The sequence below is a fragment of the Candidatus Chlorohelix sp. genome, assembly GCF_037138995.1.
Classification (GTDB): domain Bacteria; phylum Chloroflexota; class Chloroflexia; order Chloroheliales; family Chloroheliaceae; genus Chlorohelix.
Window position 1 is genome coordinate 171,172 of the sequence record NZ_JBAXHI010000001.1, and the last position, 24,411, is coordinate 195,582.

The 24,411-nt window shown below is 47.4% G+C and carries 21 protein-coding genes; 13 read left to right on the forward strand and 8 right to left on the reverse strand.

Translation table 11 applies throughout. The features are described 5' to 3' along the window. Positions 1-22: 22 nt before the first annotated feature. Positions 23-1,264, reverse strand: a complete 1,242-nt coding sequence (gene ispD, locus WCK19_RS00775) for a 2-C-methyl-D-erythritol 4-phosphate cytidylyltransferase (RefSeq protein ID WP_342395434.1) — start codon at positions 1,262-1,264, stop codon at positions 23-25. Continuing rightward, the gene (locus tag WCK19_RS00780; RefSeq protein WP_342395435.1) at positions 1,264-2,337 is read right to left on the reverse strand and encodes a PIN domain-containing protein; all 1,074 of its coding nucleotides are present in this window, start codon (positions 2,335-2,337) and stop codon (positions 1,264-1,266) included. The genes ispD and WCK19_RS00780 overlap by 1 nt, the downstream gene beginning before the upstream one ends. Positions 2,338-2,660: 323 nt before the next feature. On the opposite strand from WCK19_RS00780, the gene WCK19_RS00785 reads away from it, so the two are divergent. Then, on the forward strand, positions 2,661-3,215 hold the full coding sequence (locus WCK19_RS00785; protein ID WP_342395436.1) for a DUF192 domain-containing protein: 555 nt from the start codon (positions 2,661-2,663) through the stop codon (positions 3,213-3,215). Here WCK19_RS00785 and WCK19_RS00790 read toward each other — a convergent pair. Then, complete coding sequence (locus WCK19_RS00790; protein ID WP_342395437.1) at positions 3,212-3,955, reverse strand: LON peptidase substrate-binding domain-containing protein; 744 nt, start codon at positions 3,953-3,955, stop codon at positions 3,212-3,214. The genes WCK19_RS00785 and WCK19_RS00790 overlap by 4 nt on opposite strands. Before the next feature lie 599 nt (positions 3,956-4,554). Between WCK19_RS00790 and WCK19_RS00795 the strand changes: the two genes are divergently transcribed. Next, on the forward strand, positions 4,555-6,693 hold the full coding sequence (locus WCK19_RS00795) for a response regulator (protein ID WP_342395438.1): 2,139 nt from the start codon (positions 4,555-4,557) through the stop codon (positions 6,691-6,693). Positions 6,694-6,738: 45 nt separating this feature from the next. On the opposite strand, the gene WCK19_RS00800 is transcribed toward WCK19_RS00795, so the two are convergent. Further along, positions 6,739-7,320, reverse strand: a complete 582-nt coding sequence (locus WCK19_RS00800) for a peroxiredoxin-like family protein (RefSeq protein ID WP_342395439.1) — start codon at positions 7,318-7,320, stop codon at positions 6,739-6,741. A gap of 327 nt (positions 7,321-7,647) precedes the next feature. Between WCK19_RS00800 and glnA the strand changes: the two genes are divergently transcribed. From glnA to xseB, 3 genes are all read left to right on the forward strand, one after another. Continuing rightward, on the forward strand, positions 7,648-9,150 hold the full coding sequence (glnA, locus tag WCK19_RS00805) for a type I glutamate--ammonia ligase (protein ID WP_342395440.1): 1,503 nt from the start codon (positions 7,648-7,650) through the stop codon (positions 9,148-9,150). Beyond that, complete coding sequence (locus WCK19_RS00810) at positions 9,147-10,907, forward strand: helix-turn-helix domain-containing protein (RefSeq protein WP_342395441.1); 1,761 nt, start codon at positions 9,147-9,149, stop codon at positions 10,905-10,907. The genes glnA and WCK19_RS00810 overlap by 4 nt, the downstream gene beginning before the upstream one ends. An 84-nt stretch (positions 10,908-10,991) precedes the next feature. Next, positions 10,992-11,243 (forward strand): exodeoxyribonuclease VII small subunit, encoded by a 252-nt coding sequence (gene xseB / locus WCK19_RS00815; RefSeq protein ID WP_342395442.1) that lies wholly within the window; start codon positions 10,992-10,994, stop codon positions 11,241-11,243. Here the strand turns inward: xseB and WCK19_RS00820 are convergent. Further along, the gene (locus WCK19_RS00820) at positions 11,236-11,802 is read right to left on the reverse strand and encodes a deoxyuridine 5'-triphosphate nucleotidohydrolase (RefSeq protein ID WP_342395443.1); all 567 of its coding nucleotides are present in this window, start codon (positions 11,800-11,802) and stop codon (positions 11,236-11,238) included. The genes xseB and WCK19_RS00820 overlap by 8 nt on opposite strands. Before the next feature lie 10 nt (positions 11,803-11,812). Continuing rightward, positions 11,813-12,385, reverse strand: coding sequence for a dCTP deaminase (gene dcd / locus WCK19_RS00825; protein WP_342395444.1), 573 nt, complete (start codon positions 12,383-12,385; stop codon positions 11,813-11,815). Positions 12,386-12,443: 58 nt separating this feature from the next. Here dcd and WCK19_RS00830 point away from each other — a divergent pair, with 58 nt between their 5' ends. From WCK19_RS00830 to WCK19_RS00860, 7 genes are all read left to right on the forward strand, one after another. Then, positions 12,444-13,511, forward strand: a complete 1,068-nt coding sequence (locus tag WCK19_RS00830; RefSeq protein ID WP_342395445.1) for an NADH-quinone oxidoreductase subunit H — start codon at positions 12,444-12,446, stop codon at positions 13,509-13,511. Positions 13,512-13,514: 3 nt separating this feature from the next. Then, on the forward strand, positions 13,515-14,219 hold the full coding sequence (locus WCK19_RS00835) for a 4Fe-4S binding protein (protein WP_342395446.1): 705 nt from the start codon (positions 13,515-13,517) through the stop codon (positions 14,217-14,219). Continuing rightward, on the forward strand, positions 14,165-15,073 hold the full coding sequence (gene rfbD / locus WCK19_RS00840; protein ID WP_342395447.1) for a dTDP-4-dehydrorhamnose reductase: 909 nt from the start codon (positions 14,165-14,167) through the stop codon (positions 15,071-15,073). Before WCK19_RS00835 ends, rfbD begins: the two co-directional genes overlap by 55 nt. A 34-nt stretch (positions 15,074-15,107) precedes the next feature. Then, positions 15,108-15,893 carry a GNAT family N-acetyltransferase gene (locus WCK19_RS00845; protein ID WP_342395448.1) on the forward strand — a complete coding sequence of 262 codons (786 nt, stop codon included), beginning with the start codon at positions 15,108-15,110 and terminating at the stop codon, positions 15,891-15,893. Then, positions 15,890-16,855, forward strand: a complete 966-nt coding sequence (locus WCK19_RS00850; RefSeq protein WP_342395449.1) for a glycosyltransferase family 2 protein — start codon at positions 15,890-15,892, stop codon at positions 16,853-16,855. The genes WCK19_RS00845 and WCK19_RS00850 overlap by 4 nt, the downstream gene beginning before the upstream one ends. 5 nt (positions 16,856-16,860) lie before the next feature. Further along, complete coding sequence (locus WCK19_RS00855) at positions 16,861-18,057, forward strand: glycosyltransferase family 9 protein (RefSeq protein ID WP_342395450.1); 1,197 nt, start codon at positions 16,861-16,863, stop codon at positions 18,055-18,057. Positions 18,058-18,251: 194 nt separating this feature from the next. Beyond that, entirely contained in the window at positions 18,252-18,929 is a 678-nt protein-coding gene (locus WCK19_RS00860; protein WP_342395451.1) for a PspA/IM30 family protein, read from the forward strand. 59 nt (positions 18,930-18,988) lie between these two features. Here WCK19_RS00860 and WCK19_RS00865 read toward each other — a convergent pair whose 3' ends face one another. Next, a complete protein-coding gene (locus WCK19_RS00865) occupies positions 18,989-20,461 on the reverse strand; it encodes a hypothetical protein (protein WP_342395452.1) in 1,473 nt (490 codons plus the stop codon). Between the two features lie 138 nt (positions 20,462-20,599). Here WCK19_RS00865 and WCK19_RS00870 point away from each other — a divergent pair, with 138 nt between their 5' ends. Beyond that, entirely contained in the window at positions 20,600-21,571 is a 972-nt protein-coding gene (locus WCK19_RS00870) for a protein kinase (RefSeq protein ID WP_342395453.1), read from the forward strand. Between the two features lie 71 nt (positions 21,572-21,642). Here WCK19_RS00870 and WCK19_RS00875 read toward each other — a convergent pair whose 3' ends face one another. Continuing rightward, positions 21,643-24,168 (reverse strand): ATP-dependent Clp protease ATP-binding subunit, encoded by a 2,526-nt coding sequence (locus tag WCK19_RS00875; RefSeq protein ID WP_342395454.1) that lies wholly within the window; start codon positions 24,166-24,168, stop codon positions 21,643-21,645. Between the last annotated feature and the right edge of the window lie 243 nt (positions 24,169-24,411).

Here is a 24,411-nt window from a genome sequence, read left to right on the forward strand (position 1 = left end):
AAAATCAAAGGGTTTTCCGAAATTACCGCTTGTGCAATAGCGCTACTGCCTGCCCTTCCATACCTTCCATGCGCCCGACAAAACCAAGTTCTTCGGTAGTGGTGGCTTTAACATTAATGAGGGTAGCTTCAATTTGCAAAACCTGTGCCAGCGCCTCGCGCATAGCCGGAATATAGGAAGCTAGTTTTGGACGTTGTGCCGCTACCGTTGCGTCAATATTCAAGATTTGCCAGTTGCGTTCGTAGATAAGATTACGGACATGCTCCAGCATTTTAAGGCTGGAAATATCCTTGTAAATTGGGTCGGTAGGCGGAAAGTACCGCCCGATGTCGCCCAAACCAGCAGCGCCTAGCAGCGCGTTGATTATCACATGGGTTAGCACATCGGCATCGCTATGCCCATCCAGCCCAAGCTCAAAAGGCACTTCCACGCCACCTAGAATCAGTTTTCTACCCTTTGCCAGACGGTGTACGTCAAAGCCCTGTCCTATCCTAATTTCGGGAAGAGTTTTGCTAACCGCCGTTTCTATTACAGCCGTAGTCTCTGGTTTTTGCTCCTGCGATTCTAGCGTGAAAAGCTGTCGTGCAATAACCAAATCTTCAGGGGTAGTTACTTTAAAGTTGTTATAGCTGGCACGATAAACCTTTACAGGCTGCCCCATCAATTCAAGCAGCATCGCATCGTCTGTAACATCAAGGTTGCGTGTAATTGCTTGGCGGTGCGCTTCACAGATTGCAGAGTAGCTAAAAATCTGGGGAGTCTGGATTGCCCACAGAAGGTCGCGGGCAGGCGTACTCTCCACCAAACCATTCTCGTCCACCAGTTTGATAGTATCCTTAACGGGAACAGCCGCTACTGCTGCGCCATGTTCCTGCGCTGCTGCCAAGCCATCCATAAGTATTTGCGGGGTAATGAAAGGGCGTGCGCCATCATGAATCATCACCCAACCGGGCGGGTTAGCTTCAAAAGCCTGTAAACCTGCCCAGACCGAATCTTGGCGACGCGACCCACCCGGTACAATCCTTTTCAGCTTTTGCAAGCCCATTTCGTAAGCCAGAGCGCGTCCACGCATCAGGTTATCTTCATTTAGCACTATCACATATTCGGAAATTAGCGGTGAGGCTTCAAAAACCTCAACGGTGTGAAATAACAGTGGGCGACCTTCCATCAGTGCAAATTGCTTGTCCAGACCAGCCATGCGCGTACTGCGCCCCGCTGCTACTATTACAGCCACAACCTTGTTTGAATTATTATTTTGTGTCATTATTCATAGCCAGAGTTACGCACTTGTGCGAATATCATACGTCCTGCTACGGTTTGCAGCACGCGGGTAACAGTAATAGTAACTTCTTGGTTCATATAACGCCTGCCGTTTTCAACCACTATCATCGTGCCGTCATCAAGGTAACTCAAGCCCTGACCCATTTCCTTGCCTTCCTGAGTTATCCGTACTATTAACTCTTCACCGGGCAACACCACGGGTCGGACTGCCTGAGCCAATTCGTTGACATTCAAAACCTTAACACCTTGTAATTCCGCCACCCGGTTAAGGTTATAATCGTTGGTAATAACGGGAAAATGGTTAGTCTTGGCAATTTTTACCAGTTTGCCATCTACCTCGTTTACATCGGGCGTATCAATTTCGGAGATTTCAATCGGTACAACCGAGTCTTTTCGAAGCTTCCGCAACATTTCCAAGCCACGCTGCCCACGATTGCGGCGTTGCGGGTCGGAGCTATCGGCAATGTGCTGGAGTTCGTTTAGTACGAAACGAGGAATAATAAGCGTACCTTCAATGAAGCCGGTCTGGCTCACATCGGCAATACGCCCATCTATAATAGCGCTGGTATCAACTAATATGCTACGAGAAAAATTATTATTAGTATTAGCATTTTCTTTAGACAAAGAACTGGCTGCCCGGTTCATGCCCAGAAACTCAAAAACCTCGCGTTTACGCATAACCATTATGGATACGCCTAGATAGCCAAATACAATGGCGCCTGTGACAGGCAGAATATTTCCGAGCAAGCCCGGTAATTGCGCGAGAGGGAAAGTAAGCAAACCTGCTACCACTAAACCTAAAGTCAGCCCAATACTACTGGCAATCAAATCTATGGCAGGTAGCATTTTTACCCATTTACGAGCGTAGCTGAAAGGCACAATGGTAAAATATGGGGCAGCAGTAGCGCCTATTGCCGCGCCAGCCAGCATCAGCAGTACAACCAACTGCCTTTGCTCCGGCGCTTGCAATTCCTGTGAGATGGCGCTGCCCAGTTGCCAGCCAAGTATCCCAAATACCACCATTCCTAACAGGCGGAAAAAAAAACGGGTATTCATGGCTAAGACTCCGTATAATAACAGCGCCCTCGATGGTCAGGTTCATCGGAGTGTATATAAAACTTAAGATAAATTTGAATAGCGCATTTAATAAAGACTGCATTTTCTTTGTTTCCATTTTCCGAAACGCGACCTGACCTCTACCAAGGGCGTTTTTAAAAAATAGCCAGTGACCTGACGGCTCTCCCAAGTTACAATTGTGTCTATTTTGGGAGTTAAACTTTGTCCGAGTCAAGTCGCTATGTGGCAGAAAAAGTCTAGTATAATATTACCATTCACATAAAAGGGTGTCAAAGCCTTATCGTAGTATTTAGAAGGATGCTATGTCGAAACCAAAGGTTTTAATTTTAGTCGTATTTATTGTTTGCGCTTTAATTCTGAACGGGTGCGGCGATTCAATACAAAGTGTATCTCAGCCTACCACTACCAACGTAGTGATTACCACAACTTCAATTTCTGCAACGATACCTGCCACGACTCCAGCATTTGCCACATCCGGTCAGTCTCAGCTTACTGTTTCTATGGCTGCAATTCGCAAAACTAACGGCGAAGAAATAAAAATGACAGTCGAGTTAGCGCGTACTTCAAGAGAACAGGAAACAGGTTTGATGGGAAGACAAAGCTTGCCAACCGATAGGGGTATGCTTTTCATTTTCCCAGAGACCGGAAAATATAGCTTCTGGATGAAAGATACGCCATTGGCACTTTCTATTGCCTTTATCACCGCTGACGGCAAATTGGTAGATATCCGAGATATGAACCCGTTATCAGAAGAAATAATAACGCCCAAAGCTGAGCATCTTTATGCGCTGGAGGTAACACAGGGTTACTTCACGCAAAAAGGAGTCAAAGTGGGCGATGTTTTCAAATTAGGCTAGTTCTGGGAGAAACGTTTACCAATATTGAAGGCAGAACGGCGACCTGTACCATTTTCCACACCATGTTCAGTTTCTTCCGAGTGTTGCATAATCTTGTGCAGAAACTCGGTTTCACTAATAAGCAAAGTCAATTCATTGTGCAAACGTTTATAAGGGTCTTCATTTTCTAAAAGATTTTGTTTGTCTTCCAAACTAATTTGGGGCAGCCAATGTGGTATAAGGTAGGAAAGCACTGCTGGGTCTTCAGGAATATCCAAATCCTCGATGCGTTTATGAGCAATATTCATAAGCACATCTAGGTAATTCTGGAAAACCTGTGTAACGCGCCCAACTAATTGGTCGGTTTCAGCAGAAGAGGCGCTAAGCTGACCATCGGGCCAAAGCTCAATATCGGCGGTTACATAGGGCTTTTCTTCATGATATTGAAGCAAACGAAATCGCTCAGTGCCGATTGTGCTGATTAGCATGCGACCGTCATCAAGGCGGGTAACATCGGTGATTTTCGCCAAAGTGCCTACACGATGCAATGGCGGTAAGGAATCTTGCAATTTATTGCCTTGCATATCTTCCTTCGCGTCCGAAAAATCACCATCTATAAGCACAATGCCAAAAGGTTTATCATCACGCAAGCACTCATTTATCATTAAACGGTAACGCGGTTCAAATATTTGTAAAGCTTGAAACATCTGTGGGAATAACACAGTGTTCAGCGGAAAGAGCGGTACATCTTTTATAATCATTGCCTGTTGTAATCCTGACTAAGTAGGTCTTATATGACCTGAATAGCTTAAAGACCTTGCTATCAGAAGTATAGGAATAAAACTACCTTGTCGCAACACATGTGATGGTAAAGGGCTGTGAAAATTGTGTTAGCACTAAGTAAAACCGGGCGCTATCGAACTTGCCATATAACGGAAATGTAACTTATAATATTAATAATTAAGTTAAAAGGTAGTATAAACAGTTACATTTAGCCTTAATAGAGTTTGTCATTATAGAAAAGGTATAGTTACCGGAGTAATCTTAGATAATAGGGCTAAATAGTCGTTGATATAGGAAGCATTTCAGGTTTTGTATTTTGGATAAACTCAAATCAGAATCTTGAAATTTCTTTTTTTAATTTTCGAGCTTGGAAAATAGGCGCAGGAGCATAGAGCAGAACATTCACAAGCTTTTCTACAACGCTCAAATAGCGGAAGGGTAAGCAGTACAATAGCAGAGCTGCTTAAAATCTCATTCGGCTAAAGGAACTACTATTAATAAATGTTCCATCTGTTTTTCAGAAAATAATTTGCCTCCATATTTCAATATAATTGTTCTTTTAATGGTACAAGTTTGAATGACTAATTCATTACAACCACCTAAAATTCTCATCATTGACGATAGCGAAGACAATGTCGCGTTGCTACGAGGCTTACTTGAGCGTGAAGGTTATAAAATAGAGACTGCCAGCGATGGTCTGACTGGGTTGGATAAGGTTCGCACCACCGACCCTGACCTTATACTTTCGGATGTTATGATGCCCGGTTTGAACGGATTTCAACTAACTCAGCGCATTCGTGCCGACAAAACGTTAAGCTATATACCGATTATTCTGATAACTGCCCGGAACGATAATAATGATAAAATTCGCGCACTCGAAACCGGCGCAGATGATTTTCTGGTTAAACCTATCCAACGGCTCGAATTAATCGCACGGTCACGTTCGCTAATTCGCTTAAAACGTACCACCGACCATCTAAACCATACCGCTGTAGAAAAAGAATATCTCTATAAGCAAGCAGAACAACGCGCCCTTGAACTTGTCACACTCAATGAAACCTCGTTGGGCATTGGTTCAAAAATCAGCTTGCAAGAGCTATTGAAACTGGTGCTGGCTAAAAGCTGTGAACTGATAAAAGCGCAAAGCGGTATTATGTATCTGGTCAATGGTGAGGAAGGCAAGTTACAGATTGCAGCCATTCATAACCTTGACTACAAATATCTGGGCGAGAGCATTATGTACGGTGAGGGTGTTGCCGGTTTGGTAGCAATTACCCAGAAACCGATGCGGATTAATAATTATTACGATTGGTCAGGCAAAGCCTCGCTATTTTCAAACGACTCTAGCATAACCGCTGTACTTGGCATGCCCTTAATCGCTAATGGGCGAACGGTAGGCGTTCTGGAAATACTCGACGATTACCGCAAACATGTTTTTACAGATGAAGATGTACGTCTGCTCAATTTGCTTGCGCCACAAGCTGCCACTGCCTTGAGCAACGCGCTACTATATGAAGATGTGACTCGTGAGCGCGACCGCTTGCAAGCATTGCTTAACTCGGTTAAGGACGGCATCTTGATGCTGGATCGTAACTATTCGGTAGTGCTGGCAAATCAGCGATTCAGCGAATTAATGGAACTTCAAAGCGAGCAAGTTACCGGGCATAGTATTAGCGAAGTTGCCGATTTGCTGGCAGATGTGTTAGAAGCAGAGCCACCTTTTAGTAGTGACAATATGAACCGTATTTTGCGCGAGTTAACCCGCAATCCAGAAAAGGGCTTTACGCGCAAGATAACTATAACAGACCCGAAACTGCGTAATATTGAATGGAGCGGTGCGCCAGTTCTCGATATAAACCGTGAACCGATTGGCTGGCTCAATGTTTTTCACGATTTTACGCAACAGCGGGAATTGGAACAATTGCGCGAAGATTTCATCAATATGCTGGTGCATGACCTCAAAAGCCCGCTTACCGGCGTTATAGGTGGAATTGAACTGGCAGACAGCCTCTTTTCCGAAGAGCCGCAGCCCGACTCCGAAGTCCCACAACAGCGTGAATTCCTGCAAATGGCTAGTAATAACTGCCATAGTATGCTCACGATGGTCAATACCATGCTTGAAGTGAGTAGGCTGGAAGCGGGTCGTATGCCCTTGGATATGAAGCTGATTAATACAGAAGATTTGGTACAAGCCAGCCTTGCAGACCTTGAGCTAAACGCTCGCGAGAAACAAATAAACCTACGCCGCAAGCTGCCACATGAACCGCTATGGATGAAAGCTGACATGTCGCAAATGAAACGGGTGCTTATGAACCTGCTTGCAAATTCTATCAAATTCAGCCCAGAAGGTAGCGATATACTGGTAACGGTACAGGTTGAGCAGGGCTTCCGGCGGCGTGGTACCACCAGTAGTCTCGATACCGGACACATACGCCCAAGTGCTACCCAACTTTTGCGCGAACGCGCCGAAGACCCTAAGAAATCTATTTTGATTACCGTAGCAGACGAAGGTCCCGGAATACCACCAGAAGACCTCGGCAGAATCTTTAACAAATTTGTCCAACTGCCTAACAGTCGTGGCAAAATTGGTAGTGGGCTTGGACTAGCCCTTTGTAAGTTGGTAATTGACGCACATGGTGGGCGTATTTGGGCTGAAAGTAACTACGGTCAAGGCAGCACCTTCTACATATCCTTACCTTACACCGAATCCGAATGAGCAAAATTAAAAAAGACGGGCGCTATGCCCGCCTTTACCTGAATTTTAGCTTTGAATCTTTGGTTCTTCCAAAGCATTCAATACAGCCGATAATGGCGCATTATCACTAGCCAATTCCGATTGATGAGCAAACAGGATTGTACCATCGGTATCAATAACGAAAGTACCGCCAAGTTGCGCTACATCACCTTCGGGAATACCCAAACCGTATTTAGAAGCTACCGAAATAGATTTGAATATTTCGCCTGCGGACTTTACCGGGTTAAAAAGGTCGCCAGTTTCAGTAAAACGCTTCAGTCCATACGCCCGGTGTACAGCATTTCCACCGCTACCATATACCTTGAAGCTGAATTTACGATCGGTCAAAAATTCTTTAACCGCACTCTGATTACCCATCATAATCGCCGCTACGTTCGCGCCTTTTTCACTGAAACGAGCATAATTTTTTTGAAATTCGCCTAAATACTGGCGGCAGAACGGGCAACCTTTGTGGCGGGTAAACACCAACACTAGCGGTTTTTCTTCCCACAAATCAGACAGTTTGAAAGCATTGCCGTCTTTGTCAATCACACGGGCGTTGGGGGCTTTATCCCCAACTCGCACATCACTTTTACTCTGGGTAGCCATTTTGCTTACTCCTATTTTATTTCAGGAGGAAATCCTCCACAAAAAATGTATTAGATTTGCCGAAATACCCTTCTATTTTAATATACCAGTAAAGTATGTTGAAATTACAAATAAAAGACTAACAAGCGGTGAATATTCGGTTAAGCTATTGAGTATAGACAATTTAAACAATGATTTTTTGTCTGTGTTGTGCTTTTAGACACTTGCATGCCTTTTACTCAGGGTGTTATACTTTACAGAGTCTTTTTAACGTGCATTTTGCACAATTCTATTAAGAAAAATACCAGCTAGGTATAGCTTATAGCTCAAACCCTAGGAGCGTAAATAGTGGCTGACAGCGAGAACATGTCAAATGGTGGGCAGCCGCCAAGCCAAAATGTAGGCAAAATAAACAAATCAATTGATGCTACCAAGACGGATAAAGCTACTAGAGTCGAAAAATTGGAAAACGACGAGGTAATTGCACGCGCCCGTGATATCGGAATCCGTTTCATTGACATGCAATTTACCGATATTTTCGGCTCGGTAAAAACTGTAACAATACCCATCAGTCAGTTAAGCGCGGCTCTAGAAAATGGCGTATGGTTCGATGGCTCTTCGATTGAGGGTCTAGCGCGTATTGCTGAACATGATATGTATCTAGTGCCGGATACAAGCACCTTTACGGTATTGCCATGGAGTGACCCAGAAATACGTGTTGCTCGCCTTATTTGCTGGGTGTACACCCCTCGCGGTGAGCGTTTCCCCGGTGACCCACGCCATGTATTGGATAAACTCCTAAAAGAAGCTGCCGCTCTGGGCTATTTGTACAACACCGCGCCTGAGCTAGAATTTTTCCTCTTTAAAAAGGACTTGGTAGGCGGTTTGCCGGTAACCGAAGAAAACGATCGCGCTGGATATTTTGACCATTCAAACGATAGCTCTTCTAGTATCAAGCAGAAAGCCGCCTATGCGCTAACCCAAATGGGCATAGAGTTTGACAGTTTTCATCATGAAATTGCGCCGGGACAACATGAGCTTGATTTTTCAGTTAACCAAGCTTTACGCTCTGCCGACCATGTGATAACCGCGAAAAGCGCAATCAAAGCGGTAGCGCGACAAAACAATCTACGCGCCTCTTTTATGCCCAAACCACTGTTTGGTATTCCCGGTAGCGGGATGCACACCCACCAAAGCCTTATTTTTAATGGTGAGCAAGGGCAGCGCAACGGCGCAAATAAAGTTATTCCTGCCCCTTCCAGTGAAAATGTTTTCGCCGGTTTGACCGAACAATACGGGCTTTCACCGGTAGCACGCCATTTCATTGCCGGGCAACTTTATCACGCAAAAGGCATGGCGGTAGTGTTGGCTCCCATAGTAAATTCTTACAAACGGTTGGTAGCCGGTTATGAAGCGCCGGTATATATCAGTTGGGCGCGAGTCAACCGAGGCGCGTTAATCCGCGTTCCCCACAGCGGACCCGGACCCAATCACAAATATGCAGCCCGTCTTGAATTGCGTTGCCCTGACCCCGCTTGTAATCCTTACCTTGCTTATGCGGCAATGCTGAAAGCAGGACTAGATGGAATCAAGCGTAAATTACCCTTGCCTGAACCGGTTGAGGAAAGCATCTACCAGTTTGATGCCAGCGAACTGCGCCGCCGTAATATTGAAACCTTGCCCAGCACTTTGCGAGAAGCATTAGATGATCTCAAGCACGATGATGTAATACAGGAAGCGCTGGGCGACCACGTATATGAGAATTTAGTTGAGGCAAAAATGGAAGAATGGGCTGAATTTAGAAGGCATATCAGCCCTTGGGAAGTTGATCGCTATCTTGACTTATCATGATTACATTCGCTGAACTATATCAAAAAGTTTTGCCCCCGCAAGCGGTACTACTGACTGAAAACGAAGACCTCGGACGTGAGGTTTCGTGGGTAGTAGTCAGCCGTAGTCGCACGCCCTTGTTCGATGACCTCAAGGGTGGTGAATTAGTATTAATCAGTATGCGCTCGCTGCGTCTTATTGACGAAGAAATAGATATTGACCGCCTTTTTGGTTATCTGGCAGAAAGAGGCGTTAGCGGCGTAGCCATAATGGGGCAAATAAACGACTCTGCCATTTCTACTGCTAAGGAATTTGCGCTACCATTGCTCAGTTTGCCGGAAGGCACAAGTCTCAGCGAACTCGAAAGATCGCTCACGAAATATATTGTTGAGCATCGCCAGATATTGCAACAGTGGACTCAGGATGTGATTCGCCAATTTACCGAATTGGTAATCGAAGGCAAAGGTCTTGCAGCCATTGCCGAAAGGTTGTGCCAACTAACTGAGAGCGCTGTTATAATCGAAGATAGCTCATTCCGGCTACGCGCCCGCAGTTTGCCCGATTTAAGCCAGCCAATAGCGGCAAATAATAGCCGCCCAAAAAGCGGTTACACCAGTGGAAATAGCCAACTGATTTTTCCAGAAAATTACGTTTCAGGGTTACGAGAACATGCACAGTCGGTGCGTGAATGGCTAGCCAGCAAAGATTTGCGTGCAGCCGACCCGCCACTGCATACCTTTGAAAACGGGGCGGGGCTGCTGCAACTTACTGCCCCAATTATTGTGCAAGCGACTATTTCCGGTTATGTATCTATTCTTGGCAAAGATTTTACCAACATCCACCGGGTAGCAGTAATTCGGGCGGCTTCTGCCTGCGCTATTGAACGCTCCCGTGAAATTGCAGTAAGCGCAGTGGAAGACCGTTTCCAAGCAAACGTGCTGGATGAAATCATTGATGGAACTTTCACTAATGCAGATGCGGTGGTAGAGCGCGGCAAACGCCTAAGCTACAATCTTAACTTACCATATTGCGTTATCACGTTTGCTTTCAGGAATAGTGAAGCCAAAAATCGCAAAAAACCCCTCACAATTGTCCTAGATGGTCAAGAATTGGAACTTGACTTGCCGATTAGCGAAAACATGGCGCGTGAATTACAACGGTTGGTTGAGCAAGAAGCGACACGCCGCCAATTAAGCATTATCAGCCGGGTTCGAGATGACCGTTTTGTGCTATTTTTCGGTTCAGGCAAAGATAAAGCCAATCATATCGAACTAAAGAAAAACGCTAAAATCTTCCACGACCGGGTGCAATCACATTTCACCGAAATGTCGGTCAGCGCAGGGTTGGGGCGTTTTTACGAAGGCATCGAAGGCATCAGCCGGAGCGCACAGGAATCAGAAAAATCGGTAACGATGGGTTTGAAGCTCTTCGGCGCGGGCAACCTCACCTATTTTGGCGATTTGGGGGTTTATCGTCTGCTGCTAACCATTAGCAACCAGAAAGAGCTACGCGAATTTTATCAGGAAGTATTGGGCAAACTGCTAGAGCATGATTCGCGCAATGGCGGAGAACTGATGCAAACCCTTGAGTCCTATTTCAAATATCACGGCAGCCCCAGCAAAATGGCAGAAGGGATGAGCCTGCACCGCAACACCTTGTTATATCGCCTGCGTCGAATCCAAGAAATTCTCGGCGTGGAATTTGAAGAGGATGCCGAAGCGCGACTGGGCTTGCATTTGGCATTGCGTATTGGCGAAGTGTTAGGCGAGCGCCGTTAAGCCCAACCCCATTAATGATATAATGCACCCCGGTGATATACATAGCGCTTTAAATTAACCTGATTGGTATTATTTCAAACTAAAATGAAAATTGAAAAAATGAGCTTTGAAGAGGCGTATCAGCGCCTCTCCGAAACTGCTGCCGCGCTTGAGAACGGCAACCTGTCGCTAGATAAATCGCTGGCATTATATGAAGAAGGGGTTGCTCTGGCAGAACGCTGCAAAGAACTGCTGGATAAAGCCGAGCTACGGGTAAAACAAATTTCACCCGTAGAGCCTGAGCGGGAAACCCGGCAGGCTACTCTTGATTTGGGTGAAGACGATGACTTTATTTAGCCGTTAAATCACGGTTGGTTGGTATGTTCTCAAGTTGATAGCGACCGTTATAGCCTTCGCCTTCCGCCAACGGTTCAGCCAATTCCCAGAAGCAAAGCTGAATAATTCGAGCATTGCGAGAAATAGTCATTCCAAAAGGATTATGCACTACCAGCAAAACCTCACTGCGCCCGCTATAACCCGGATCCCATAGTGCCGTTACCACCGAACCGCCGCCACGCGCAATAGTAGAGCGCGGACGCGCCAGACCTACAAGGTTGCGGGGAATATGCACAATCTCGTTCAAAATAACCTTATAAGGTCCGGGCGCAAGGTAAACCTTGCCTTCCGAATCCCATTCCAGTTCTTTATAATCGGGCAGTTTCGTTTCTGCCTGTGAAAAGCCGATAATCGCACCATTGGTAGGCGCAAGCACTTTTTGCACCGATAGGTCGATTCCGGCAGGCTGCACCTGCACTTTAGGATCGAGTAACCCTTCCACCAGCGGCAAACCGCTTTCAGGCATAAGTAAGGGTACAAGCTGGTTTCTGGTTAGAAACGAGGGCAGGTTATCCGGCAAAATTATTCTCCTATTCCACTTCTAAAGTTACTTTGCTTGGTCCCGGCAAAGTTTGTCCCGCATACTTGTTGCCGGGTTTAAGGCGATACGGAACTTGAGCAGGCGAGGTAAGTTTTTCAAAATGGAAAGAGCAAATACGCATGCCGGGATAAAGCGCCACCGCTATTCTACCCAGATTGCCCAGTTCCATAGTAGCTGTACCAATCCAACCCGGCTCAAACAAGGCGGCGGTACTATGCACGATAATGCCCAAACGAGCAAGGCTGCTGCGCCCTTCCAACCTACCGACTAGGTCATCCGGCAATTCGAGAGTTTCAACGGTGCTGGCAAGCACAAAATCGCCCGGATGCATCATAAAAGGTTCGTTATCTGCTACGACAATTTTACGCATAGATTCGGCGATGGAAACCGGGCTGCGCGGGTCAATAAAGCTGAAACGGCTATGCTCAAAAACCATGAAAGTATTGCTCAAGCGGAAATCTACCGAGCAACTACTCAACGCTTTATCGTAATCAGGTTCGGGCGTAATGCGAATCTTGCCCTGCTTCAAATGCTCAACAATATCACCATCGCTTAAAACCATCAGCAAATCTCCCCTTTTACAGCATAAATGGTAGTTTCGGGAATTTTCGCACAGTTTCATGGGGTCGTCAAATCTAAAACTTGAAAGCCTTGCCTTGCTGTGCTACACTCGATTTATGGTAACTAGCTCAACAACTGAAATGCTTCTGCGCCTGCTATTTACTGTAGTCATATATCCGGGTTTCTTTTTCATTGTTATTATTGGGCTGCTGGTAGAAGGCTTGCGCCGCATGTTCCAAGCGCGTGTCGAAGGCAGACTTAGCCCGCATCTTTTACAACCTCTGTACGACCTGCTAAAGCTTTTTAAAAAACCGACTCCGGTTCCAGCGCCTGCGTTACCGCCTAACGAAACATATGTAACCGACTATGCGCTAAATATGCAACGTGCCACCACTTGGCGTACTCTCCAATTTTTTATGCCAGCTTTGGCGGCGCTGGCAATAGTTGTAGCGGTGGCGTTCATTCCAGCCCCCGGTAATCTCTGGACGGCGCAATTTGAGAATGAGAGCAAAGGTCTGGGAGCGGATTTACTGGCGGTAGTATTATTGCTGGAATTGCCAGTGGCAGTTAGCATTATATTCGGCGCGATGGGTCCCTCTATCTACACGCAGGTTGCCGGTTCGCGCACCGCTCAACTGGCAATTTCTTACTTGTTACCTTACGGAATAGCGGTTTTTGGTCCCTCGCTGGTGTTAGGCAGTTTGAATCTTAATAAAATTGCCGCTGCAAACCAGTTCGTCTATATCCCGGTAAAACTGGTGTGTGGCTTGCTTTTTCTGGTAATGTTGCCACCCAAATTGCGAATCAGCCCCCTTGAAGCAGGACAGGGCGAAGCGTTGGAAGGTATAACTACCGACCTTAACGGACCGCCACTTGCTTTCTACCGACTAATGCAAATGCTAGAACGAGTCGCCGTTGCAATACTATTCTCGGCTCTATTCGTGCCTTTTGGTAACAATCCGTTGGTTTTTGCCGGGGGCGTATTGCTATGTCTAGGCTATACTGGTATTGCAGAAGTATTATTCAGCCATGTAAAATTAAATATAGCTTTAAAATTTTATCTGGTATATGCTGGTGCAGGAGCGACAGTTTGGCTATTGATACTTGCTTTTCTAGTTAAAGTGTAAGGTATGTTCGATTTTCTGCAAAACGGGCTTCCGGCGCTTGCGCTGTGGGTTATAAGCGGGATGGCAGCGCTCTACGGGCTGGCATATTTGATAACGCATATCACACATGGCGGATTGGTACGGCAGAACCTTTTACGCTTAAACCGGGTGCAATTGCCAGAACTAGCTAAGAATGCCGCCATCTCAGGTAGCGGCACAGGTGATGAGACTACGCAAGCGTTGGTTATGTTGCCATCACAAGGCTTGGGACCAAGCGAACGAGGCGGTATTATTTACCCGGCACAAGGGCGCAACGGCTTGAACTTTAAGCCGGGACTCTGCACTGGTTGCGGTTTATGCGTTTTTGTTTGCCCTGCTGCTGCCGTTTCCACCAGCCCAACTACCAAAGGCTACTTGCGAAAGTTTGACCTAGGTAAATGCGTGTATTGCGGTTTATGCGAAGCGGCTTGCCCAACTCAGGCGATTCACCTTACCATTCAAAATCGGGGAACAAATGACCTCTCCGAATTTGTAATCGAAGAGGAACTGGAATGGGAGAAATGCGCCGAATGTGGCGCAAAAATACCTGCTCTCAACTTGTTTTCGGCACGCATCTACGACCTAGAAACGGCTAAACCAACAAGCAAGAAAAAAGGCAGAAAAAGTAGGCAGAAATGCGAGGAATGTACCCGCCGGGTGCTGGCAGCGGAGGAAACGGTATGCGAGTAGTGGTAACGGGTATAAACGGTCAGTTGGGTAGCGCGGTCTTGAAAGCGGCAGAAGAACGCGGTTTGGAAGCTTGGGGTATGTCGAGGGAACACGGCGATATTACTAACCGCACTGGCGTTATGAACTTCATTATGCACCATTCGCCCGACCTTGTGATTCATCCTGCCGCCTATACCTATGTTGACCAATGCGAAAGCGACCCGGATACCGCCTACAGGGTAAATGCGCTCGGCACCCAAAACCTCGCTTTGGCTTGCGCTAAAAGCGGCGCGACCTTACTATATGTCAGCACCAATTGCGTCTTTGACGGAGAAAAACCCTATCCCTATGAGTATTACGAATACGATGCCACCAACCCAACCAGCGTGTACGGACGTAGCAAATTAGCGGGAGAGTGGTACACCAGCAATATAGCTCACAAATTTTACGTGGCACGCACCGCTTGGGTTTTTGGTTCAAAACCTGTGCCGGGAAAAGTCAATTTTGTACAGCGCATGCTACAAATCGCCGATGAGCGAGGGGCAGCAACGGTAGTTGAAGATGAACGAAGTAACCCTACCTATGCGCCTGACCTAGCAGAAGCCCTCTTGGACTTGGCAGAAACCGAAGCATATGGCATTTACCATTTGACCAACACAGGCGTAGCCAGCCGTTACGAATTTGCACAGGAAATTTTTCGCCTGAGCGGACGTAATGTGCCGATTACCCCTACCAGCTTAAAGGACTTCAAACGTCCTACCCCACCTCTTTACAACAGTGCTCTTAAAAACTTCGCCGCAGCCAGCCTTGGTGTAAAGATGCGCCCTTGGCAAGAAGCATTAGAGCAGTATATCCGGGAAGCAATCCTTAACTAAATCAAGCTAAATAGTAGCCAGAAACGAGTGTGGTATGCGAACGGTAAACTTACATTCTAAAGAGGAAATCGAACACTTCCTGAGAAAAAACCAAGCTTTGCGAGTCTATGAACTAGGCGACCTTGATGATTTTTTCTGGGAAGATACCGAGTGGTACGGTTTGAAGGAGGATGGGGAGTTACAGCAGGTTTTGCTGCTATATTGTGGCTCAGACCTTCCGGTGTTAATCGGACAGGCGAACGGCAATGTGGCGCAGCTGAGCGAATTGCTGGAAGCCACGCGCCCACGCTTGCCTTCTCGCTTTTACTCTCACCTCAGCCCCGAAGTTGTTACAGTGTTACAAGAGGATTACCAGATTGAGTATCACGGGGCATACTATAAAATGTCGCTTCAGAATCAGGCACTTTTGGGAAAATATGATAAAGCCCACTTAGTGAAGTTAAGCTGGCAAAATCTGGAAGAAATTGAACAACTTTATATTGAAAGCTACCCGCAGAATGGGTTTGACCCACGCATGCTGGATACCGGATTCTACTATGGCATTTGGAATAATAACAAGTTGGTAAGTATAGGCGGAGTGCATGTCTATTCGCCACAATATAAAGTAGCGGCGATAGGCAATATAACTACCCACCCGGAATATCGAGGGCGCGGCTTTAGCCTTGGGGTATGTTCTCATATATGCCGCGAGTTGCTTAAAACAGTTGATACCATTGGGCTGAACGTAAAAGCGGACAATCCGGCGGCGTTGGCGGCTTATCGCAAACTGGGCTTTGAAATTGCCGGAGAATACGCCGAATACACGCTGGAGTTGAAGTGAGCTTTACTTATTCTATTATCATACCTAACTACAATGGGGCAAAGTTGTTGGGAGCATGTCTTGATTCCATCGCCGCACAAACGCGCCAGCCCCTTGAAACGATTGTAGTGGATGATGCCAGCCACGATAATTCGATAGAATATCTTACCGAGAATTATTCATGGGTGCGGCTGATAAAACGTGAGCGCAACGGCGGCTTTACTGCCGCTTGCAACAGTGGCTTCGACAAGGCGAAGGGTGATGTTATGATACTCTTCAACAACGACGCGGAAGCCGCCCCCGGCTGGCTGGAAGCGATTGATTGCGCCTTGCAGCAACGCCCTGAAATTGACATAGTGGCATGCAAGATAATGCTGCGTGATCGCCCTAATGTTTTCCATGCAGCAGGCGATTTTTACCGGCGCAACGGCGTACCCGGCAATCGGGGAGTGTGGGAGGAAGACAAAGGACAATTCGATAAAGCAGAAGAGATTTTCGGACCATGTGGCGCGGCGGCTGCCTACAAACGCGAGGCACTGGACGAGGTGCGCCGCGACAATGAGGACGGCAAAGTGCTGGACGAAAGCCTGTATATGTATCTCGAAGATGTTGATTTGAACCTACGCATGCACCTGCGCGGCAAACGCTGCCTGTATGTTCCCGATGCGTTGGTATATCACCAATTGAGCGCGACAGGTGGCGGCAAACGCGCCGCTTATCAGTGTGGGCGTAATTTTCTATTGGTGGCGGTAAAGGACTTGCCCGGCGGGGTTTTGCAGAAATGCTTGCCCGGTATAATTAAAGCGCAATTAGGTTACGCCCTAAAATCTCTCCGGTTAATCAGGCTGGATACCGAGCGAGCGCGTCTGAAAGGGCAATGGCACTCCCTCAAAGCATTGCCGCGCACGTTGCGACAACGCAAACGGGTACAAGCCTCTTGCCGGGTTAGCCGGAATTATTTTGAAAAGCTATTGCAGGATTAGGCAGTTTGAGCAAAAGCAAACCTATTAAAAAAATTCTGGCGATAAAGCTGGCGGATTTGGGGGATACGTTGGCAATTACCCCTGCCCTCCGCGCTCTACGCGAGGCTTACCCCGATGCCACCATCGAAGTGTTGACCACCAACGGCGGAGCGGTGTTGGAAGATTTGCCCTATCTCAACCGGGTAATCTATTTTAACAAATACCTCTTTGACGAACCGCGCCAAGCCTTAAAACCCAATAACCTGTGGGTAGCTTTTCGCTTTTTGCTGAGCCTGACTCTGGCGCGTTACGATACGGTTATCCTGTTCCACCATCTCACCTTGCGCTTTGGCGTGCTAAAATACGCCGCGTTGCTGCTTTCCACCCTTGCAATGCGCCGGGTTGGGCTAGATAACGGGCGAGGTTGGTTTTTAAACCTGAAAATTGCTGATAGGGGCTTCGATGCTGCTACTGAACGAGCGTACTGGCTGGAAGTGGTTAGCATGCTGGGAGCTAAAAGCGATAATACACGCCCGGAAATCCCCTTGAATGAGAAGCATTACCGGATAGCTTCCGAACTGCGCGACTCAATTATAAGTCAAGAGCAAACCCTACTAGTGGCAATTCACCCTGGCAGCGGTGGCTACAGTCTGGCAAGACGTTGGCAACCGTCTGGATTTGCGGGGGTGGCAGATGCGCTGGTAGAGCGGTTTGGCACTAAAATTGCTCTAGTGGGCGGTTTGGAAGAACATGAACTTTGCGAACAAGTAATAAAGCAAATGCGCTTTTCAGATAACGCCGTAAATCTGGCGGGTAAAACAGGGGTACGTGAAGTTACCGCCTTCCTCGGCATGTGCGACCTTTTTATCGGCAATGATGCTGGACTGATGCACTTAGCGGCAACCGTAGGCGCACCGCTAGTTGGGATATTCGGACCAACCAATCCGCAAGCGTGGCAACCATACGGCACACAGGGGCATGAACTGGAAAGCGAAACAAAAGCAAGGCGCAGCGGGTCTATCATTGTGAGAGCAGAGCTTGAGCTACCTTGCCGCCCTTGTCTGTATCGGGGCATGGAACTGGGAAGCCGCACCGGATGCGCCCCTCGCCCCTGCCTGAGTGAAATCAAAGTGGAACAGGTAGTAGCAGCAGCGCAAGCTCAACTTGAAAAACATCTTCAAGTTTCTATGAAACCTGATGCCCAAACCAGCGTATATAGCTGAGATGAGCGGGAAAATTCCCCAATGTTTGGAATTATTATCTATAGCAATGGCTTTCCAAATTTGCTAAAATATGAAAGCACGTGCGTTAAACTGGAAAAACAAACGGAAGGCATAAGGACGTACCCGGCACGTCCATACAGCTATTCCCGTAGTAATAATTAATAATAATCTAAAAGCTTTTAGAGGAGGCTGAAATGGGCATTCTCGACCGAATTTCTACTATTCTCCGTTCGAACATCAATTCGGCGCTTGATAAAGCCGAAAACCCGGAAAAGATGCTCGACCAAATCATCCGGGACATGTCGAGCGCAATTGAGGAAGCAAAGGGGCAGGTTGCTGGAGTTATAGCGCAGGAAAAACAGACCGAAGCCGAAATGAACAGTAATTTGCGCCAGTCGCAAGAATGGTCGGATCGGGCGGAAAAAGCGGTTAAAGCAGGTCGGGATGACCTTGCGCGTGAAGCATTGCGTCGCAAAAAAGACCTTGAAGGAATCGCTACTACTTACAAGCAGCAATTTGATACCCAGCACCAGATGAGCCAGCAGTTGCGAACCCAACTCGATGCGCTTATTCGTAAATATGAAGATTCGGTGCGAAACCGCGATGTGATGTTGGCACGCTATCGCACTGCTCAGGCGCAGCAACAAATCAACAAGCAAATGTCAGCGATGAGCGGTTTGGATCACAGCAGCGAAATTGGACGCATGGATCGCCGCATTCGCGAGATGGAAGCCCGCTCCTCTGCCGAAGCCGAACTCAACAAGGGCAGTAGCACGCTAGAAGACCAGTTCGCGCAGCTTGATGCCACCGATGACATGGACGATGATTTGAAAGCCCTCAAATCCAAAATGGGCATGGGTGGTAACGCCTAGTACCCATCCTAAACAAAACATCCGTTTCAGGCAAGGGGCGGCTTAAGCCCCTTGTTTTTTTATTTTAACGCTGCTTTGAGTTTATTCAGTTCCAGCGTATTGAGTATATCAGAGGCACGCGCCGCGCCCCTTCGTGCCGTCAAAACCCCGTATTCAAGGTGCGCCAATGCTTGAGGTGAATGCGCCCCGCTTGAAATCACCAATTTAGCCTTTTCTTCCAACGCTTGCCGGATATGCTCCGATTTCAGGTCAAGGCGATCAGGATTGCCATTAATTTCAAGGACAGTACCTGTCTCACGCGCTGCCACAAAGATTTTCAGCATGAAAAGGTCAGCGGGTTCACGCAAGTTCAAAATTCGTCCGGTGGGGTGCGCCACTATATCTACATGTGGATTTTGCATGGCTTTGATTAAGCGTTCGGTAATTTGCTTGCGTTCTTGGTGTAAGCCGGAATGTATAGCCGCAATCACAATTTCCAGTTGCGAAAGTATCTCGTCCGGCAGCGAAAGTGTACCATTGGGCAAAATTTCCACTTCCGCGCCCCATAGCAAGCTAAAGTTATAGCCCTCTTGCGCCAATACATCGTTTACCCTGAAAATCGCGGCGCGTTGTTGGAGCAACTTATCAAGATTCGTACTTTGCCCGGCGTGGTCTGCCAGTAACAGGTAGCGATAGCTCCTTTTTGCCGCAGCACGCGATATTTCCTCGATAGAGGCGCTACCGTTACCCCAATTTGAGTGAGCATGTAAATCGCCCTTGATTTCCGCGAGCGTTACCAAATCAAGCGACATTTCACCCTTCTGGATAGCTTCTATTTCGCCGTTGCCGTTACACAATTCGGACGGGATGTAGGGCAAGCCCAGATAGCGAAAAACCTCAGCCTCATCTTTGGCTGGCCAAACGTCATCCCGTTTCAGAAAACCGCCCAGACTGAGTTCGTAGCCGTATTTGTAAGCAAAATTACGCAACTGGGCGCGGTGTTCATTTGTGCCGGTAGTAAGCACCCATGCTGTAGCGAATTGCTCAGGGAAGCAAGTTATAAACTCTAGTCTAAGACCGTTTTGCAAAGTTACATCAGCTTTGTAATCCCGGCGCTTTCGCACCTCGACAATTTCAGGCAATTTCAGGAAAGCTTCAAGGGTATCGTAGGTATCGTTGCTTACCGCAATCAAGCTAACCTGTTCCACCAGTTCTTCGGCACGGCGCAAGGCTCCGGTAACTTCAATACGCACAATGTTGGAATCAAGCGCACTTATTTTTTCGGCAAATTCTCTTGCACGTGCCAACGCAGAACCTAGCGACATACTCTTGGTTGCTTGCCAACGTTCCAAATTCTGTTTTAATTCGTGCAGGTCGAGGTCGGGCAACATTTCCAAACGCCCCTCCTGTAACGCTTCAAACAATTCAGTCGCGCCAAGTATTCCCGCTTTTTGTTCGAGCATGGCAGCAACGTTCTGGCGGATACCGGGCAAAACGCTCAAGGGCAAGGGTTCGTTTGTATTTATATTTTCGAAATTATTATCATTATTCATAACCAATCTCCTGAATGAGAAACTATACAACCATTGTATGTTAGCATACGTGGCGTATTCTGGTTGTTATTTTCAAGCTGTTTGCTATAATCTTAATTAGACATAGCAAAAATTTTAATAATACATTGGGTTGAAGAAGTGATTAATACGCTAATTGGAGAACATTTTTTAATAGAACAAGAGTTGGGGCGAGACCAGTTTGGTCTGGTTTATATGGGGCGAGATACGCGCTGGAGCAAGGAAACCAAAGCGGTAGCAATTCGCATACTGGATCAAAGGCTCTGTATGTTACCGGGATTTGCGGAAAGGTTCGCAGAAATTGCCCCCAAATTGGCAAGTTGGGATCAGATTTATATAAACCGAATACTGGCACAGGGCGTTAGCCGAGATGTACAAAGCGGCACAACCCTTCATTATCTCGTAAATGAACCGCCCGGAACTGAAACTCTTTACACCTATGTTCAGAGAGTGCGCTCCCAACTTTCGCCCGAACTAATAGCAGTTTTAATTGAGCAAATTGCCGCCGCACTGGAATATGCCAACCGCCAGAATATCCTACATGGCAACCTAAACCTGTGGAATATTACCATGCGTGAAAGAAGTGGCGCTGCCAGCATCGAGGTTGCAGATTTCGGACTGGTGCAGTTGCTTACGCCTTTTACCCAAAAAGAGCAGGAGCAAATGATTGGCTGGAAAGTACCGGCTGGTATTCCTGAATTTATCGCGCCGGAAAGGTTCAGGGGTGAACCACCCGCCAAATCCAATGATGTGTACGATTTTGGAGTGATTCTCTACTTTATCCTGAGCGGACGTTATCCCTTCACCGGCACTTACGAGCAATTGATATTGGCGCACAGTTACCAGAATCCACCATCACTGGGTCCGCTAGTGCCGCATGGACCTGAAATCCACACTATGATGATTCGATTGCTCTCCAAAGCCCCCCTTGACCGTATGAGCGTGCAGGACGTGTGTATCCGTTATCGCCAGATAAACAACTTGCCTCGCACGATGCTGCCAATATTCGACTCTCATAATCCCCTGCCGGTTCCACCCCCTAAAGATAGTGGCGACATGAAGAAAAAAAGCGGATGGTTCGGTCGGTCATAGATATAGTTTCTCAATAAACTAAACAAAAAAAAGCCCCCTCCTTGAGCGGAAGGGGCAAGAGCGAGTTTTTTCTAGCTCTCTTTGGTTTCCTCAACCACTATTTCGGCATCTACCACTAACGGTTTACCATCAGGTAGTACAGGCACAGCAGCGGTCAGTGGCACGCTAGTAATAGCCAATTCGGCATCTTTAGTTTCAACGAGTACCCTGTGGTTGGGCAGAACACTGCCGGAGAGCAAACCCTCTGCCAGTTTATCCTCAATCTCGTTTTGGATAACACGGCGAAGCGGACGAGCGCCATAGGTTTTATCGTAACCCTTCTCAGCAATCCAGTCCATCGCTGCTTCGGTTATTTCCAGCGTAATTTGCTGCTCAACAAGTTGGTTTTGTACCCGCTTGAGTAACAGATTCACAATCTGGCGAATTTCCGGTTGGCGCAGCGCGTGGAATACGATGATGTCATCTACGCGGTTCAGGAACTCAGGGCGGAACATTCGCTTGAGTTCTTCCATAACCTTAGATTTCATCTCATCGTAATCAGTTTTGGCGGTTTTATCCGCGTCGCCTTTTTGCCGGAAGCCGAGCGTAACCATGCTGCGATTAATGAACTCCGCGCCCACGTTGGAGGTCATAATGATAATGGTGTTACGGAAATCAACCCGGCGACCCTTCGCATCGGACAGATAGCCGTCATCCAAAATCTGAAGCAGCATATTGAAGGCTTCAGGGTGCGCCTTTTCAATTTCATCTAGCAGAATCACGGAATAGCTTTTACGCCGAACCGCTTCGGTTAGCTGTCCGCCTTCTTCATAGCCAATATAGCCGGGAGGCGCTCCAACTAGGCGACTGACGTTGTGACGCTCCATGAATTCGCTCATATCAATTTTGATGAGCGCTTTCTCATCGCCAAACATAAATTCGGCTAAAGCTTTCGCCAGTTCGGTTTTACCAACACCGGTAGGGCCGAGGAACATAAACGAACCAATCGGGCGTTTCGGGTCTTTCACCCCGGCGCGACTGCGCTGTACGGCTTTGCTGACGCGCTGTATTGCCTCTTCCTGACCGATTAGGCGCTTGTGAAGTTCTTCCGCCATATGGAGTAAGCGTTCGCTTTCCTCACCCGCAATACGCATCAAGGGGATACCGGTTTGCATCGAAACGATTTCGGCAATATCCTCTTCGGTTACGTAAGGGCGCTCGTTTTCCTGAGCATTCTCCCACTTGTTTTCCATCTCGGTGATGCGTTCGCGCAGACGGTCTTCACGATCCCGCAAGTCGGCAGCAAGCTCAAACTGCTGAGCCGCTATGGCAGCGTCTTTTTCCTTGCGGATACTGTCAAGACCACGCAACGCCTCTTTTAGAGTGGGCGGGCTACTGCTACGGTGCATACGCACGCGGCTGGAAGCTTCATCAATCAGGTCAATCGCTTTGTCAGGCAAATAGCGGTCGGTAATATAACGCGCTGCCAATTCCGCCGCCGCCTTAATGGCGTTATCGGTAATTGTCAAGTGGTGATGCTCTTCGTACTTGGACTTGATACCTTGCAGAATGAGGACGGTTTCCTCCACCGAAGGCTCTTCCACCTGAACTGGTTGGAAGCGGCGTTCGAGAGCAGCATCGCGCTCAATATACTTGCGATACTCATCAAGGGTGGTTGCGCCGATAGTTTGCAATTCGCCACGGCTAAGAGCCGGCTTGAGGATGTTAGCGGCATCCACAGCGCCCTCGGCTGCGCCTGCACCTACCAGAGTGTGCAACTCGTCAATGAAGAGGATAGCGCCTGTATTTTTCACCTCAGCTACTACCTTTTTAAGGCGTTCTTCGAACTCGCCGCGATACTTAGTACCGGCTACCAAGGCGCCGATGTCAAGCGCCAGCAAGCGCTTGTTGAGCAAATTTTCAGGAACATCACCGCTGATAATACGCTGGGCAAGACCTTCAACGATAGCAGTTTTACCAACGCCGGGTTCGCCAATTAAAGCGGGATTGTTCTTGGTGCGACGGCTTAAAATCTGGACTACACGCTCAATTTCTTTTTTGCGCCCGATAACAGGGTCAAGTTTATCTTGGCGAGCTTGCTCTGTCAGGTCAACTCCCATTGCATCAACGAAAGGGGTCGAGCTAGTCTGTTTAGCCGATTGGTTGCTATAGGTGCTTTGGTTTAGCACCTGAATAACCTGCTGACGCACTTTCTCAAGGCTTACGCCCAAGCTTTCCAGCACACCAGCAGCAATGCCTTCTCCTTCACGTACCAGCCCAAGCAACAGGTGTTCGGTGCCGATATAGTGGTGGTTGAGGCGGCGGGCTTCATCTACAGCCAGTTCAATCACCTTTTTGGCACGAGGAGTCAAGCCGATTTCACCTTGAGGAGCGCGATCACCACGCCCTATAATGAATTCAACGGCACTGCGTACTTTATGGAGTTCTACACCCAAGTTGTTGAGAACGCGGGCAGCAACACCATCACCTTCACGCACCAAACCGAGAAGTAAATGCTCAGTACCTATATAATTATGGTTAAAACGCTGCGCTTCTTCCTGTGCCAGCGTCAAAACCTTGCGTGCGCGTTCAGTGAATTTTTCAAACCTGTCAGACATTATGGTTTCTCCCACTAAACTAAACTGAGTTTTGCCGCAACTCTCTATAATCGTGTGACTTTATTAGTAGAGAAACGACCTTGCTGCCCCATGCCATCTCAGTTTTATTACTAATAAATCTACAATTCTGGTGTAATTGGGTCTATTTATAGGGGCTTAATAAGTAGTATGGTTTTTTATAAAAGATTTTTTTAAGTATTATATACATAACGGGGACTATCATGTTAAGTATAATCCCCGCAG

Excerpts from the sequence above, each read along its gene's own strand:
- WCK19_RS00795 (WP_342395438.1), top strand. The coding sequence starts at position 4,555 with ATGACTAATTCATTACAACCACCTAAAATTCTCATCATTGACGATAGC.
- WCK19_RS00865 (WP_342395452.1), bottom strand. The coding sequence starts at position 20,461 with ATGAATAATGATAATAATTTCGAAAATATAAATACAAACGAACCCTTG.
- WCK19_RS00790 (WP_342395437.1), bottom strand. The coding sequence starts at position 3,955 with ATGATTATAAAAGATGTACCGCTCTTTCCGCTGAACACTGTGTTATTC.
- WCK19_RS00800 (WP_342395439.1), bottom strand. The coding sequence starts at position 7,320 with ATGGCTACCCAGAGTAAAAGTGATGTGCGAGTTGGGGATAAAGCCCCC.
- WCK19_RS00810 (WP_342395441.1), top strand. The coding sequence starts at position 9,147 with ATGATTACATTCGCTGAACTATATCAAAAAGTTTTGCCCCCGCAAGCG.
- WCK19_RS00785 (WP_342395436.1), top strand. The coding sequence starts at position 2,661 with ATGTCGAAACCAAAGGTTTTAATTTTAGTCGTATTTATTGTTTGCGCT.
- WCK19_RS00845 (WP_342395448.1), top strand. The coding sequence starts at position 15,108 with ATGCGAACGGTAAACTTACATTCTAAAGAGGAAATCGAACACTTCCTG.
- rfbD (WP_342395447.1), top strand. The coding sequence starts at position 14,165 with ATGCGAGGAATGTACCCGCCGGGTGCTGGCAGCGGAGGAAACGGTATG.
- WCK19_RS00875 (WP_342395454.1), bottom strand. The coding sequence starts at position 24,168 with ATGTCTGACAGGTTTGAAAAATTCACTGAACGCGCACGCAAGGTTTTG.
- WCK19_RS00780 (WP_342395435.1), bottom strand. The coding sequence starts at position 2,337 with ATGAATACCCGTTTTTTTTTCCGCCTGTTAGGAATGGTGGTATTTGGG.
- WCK19_RS00860 (WP_342395451.1), top strand. The coding sequence starts at position 18,252 with ATGGGCATTCTCGACCGAATTTCTACTATTCTCCGTTCGAACATCAAT.
- WCK19_RS00830 (WP_342395445.1), top strand. The coding sequence starts at position 12,444 with ATGGGGTCGTCAAATCTAAAACTTGAAAGCCTTGCCTTGCTGTGCTAC.
- xseB (WP_342395442.1), top strand. The coding sequence starts at position 10,992 with ATGAAAATTGAAAAAATGAGCTTTGAAGAGGCGTATCAGCGCCTCTCC.
- WCK19_RS00835 (WP_342395446.1), top strand. The coding sequence starts at position 13,515 with ATGTTCGATTTTCTGCAAAACGGGCTTCCGGCGCTTGCGCTGTGGGTT.
- dcd (WP_342395444.1), bottom strand. The coding sequence starts at position 12,385 with ATGGTTTTAAGCGATGGTGATATTGTTGAGCATTTGAAGCAGGGCAAG.
- ispD (WP_342395434.1), bottom strand. The coding sequence starts at position 1,264 with ATGACACAAAATAATAATTCAAACAAGGTTGTGGCTGTAATAGTAGCA.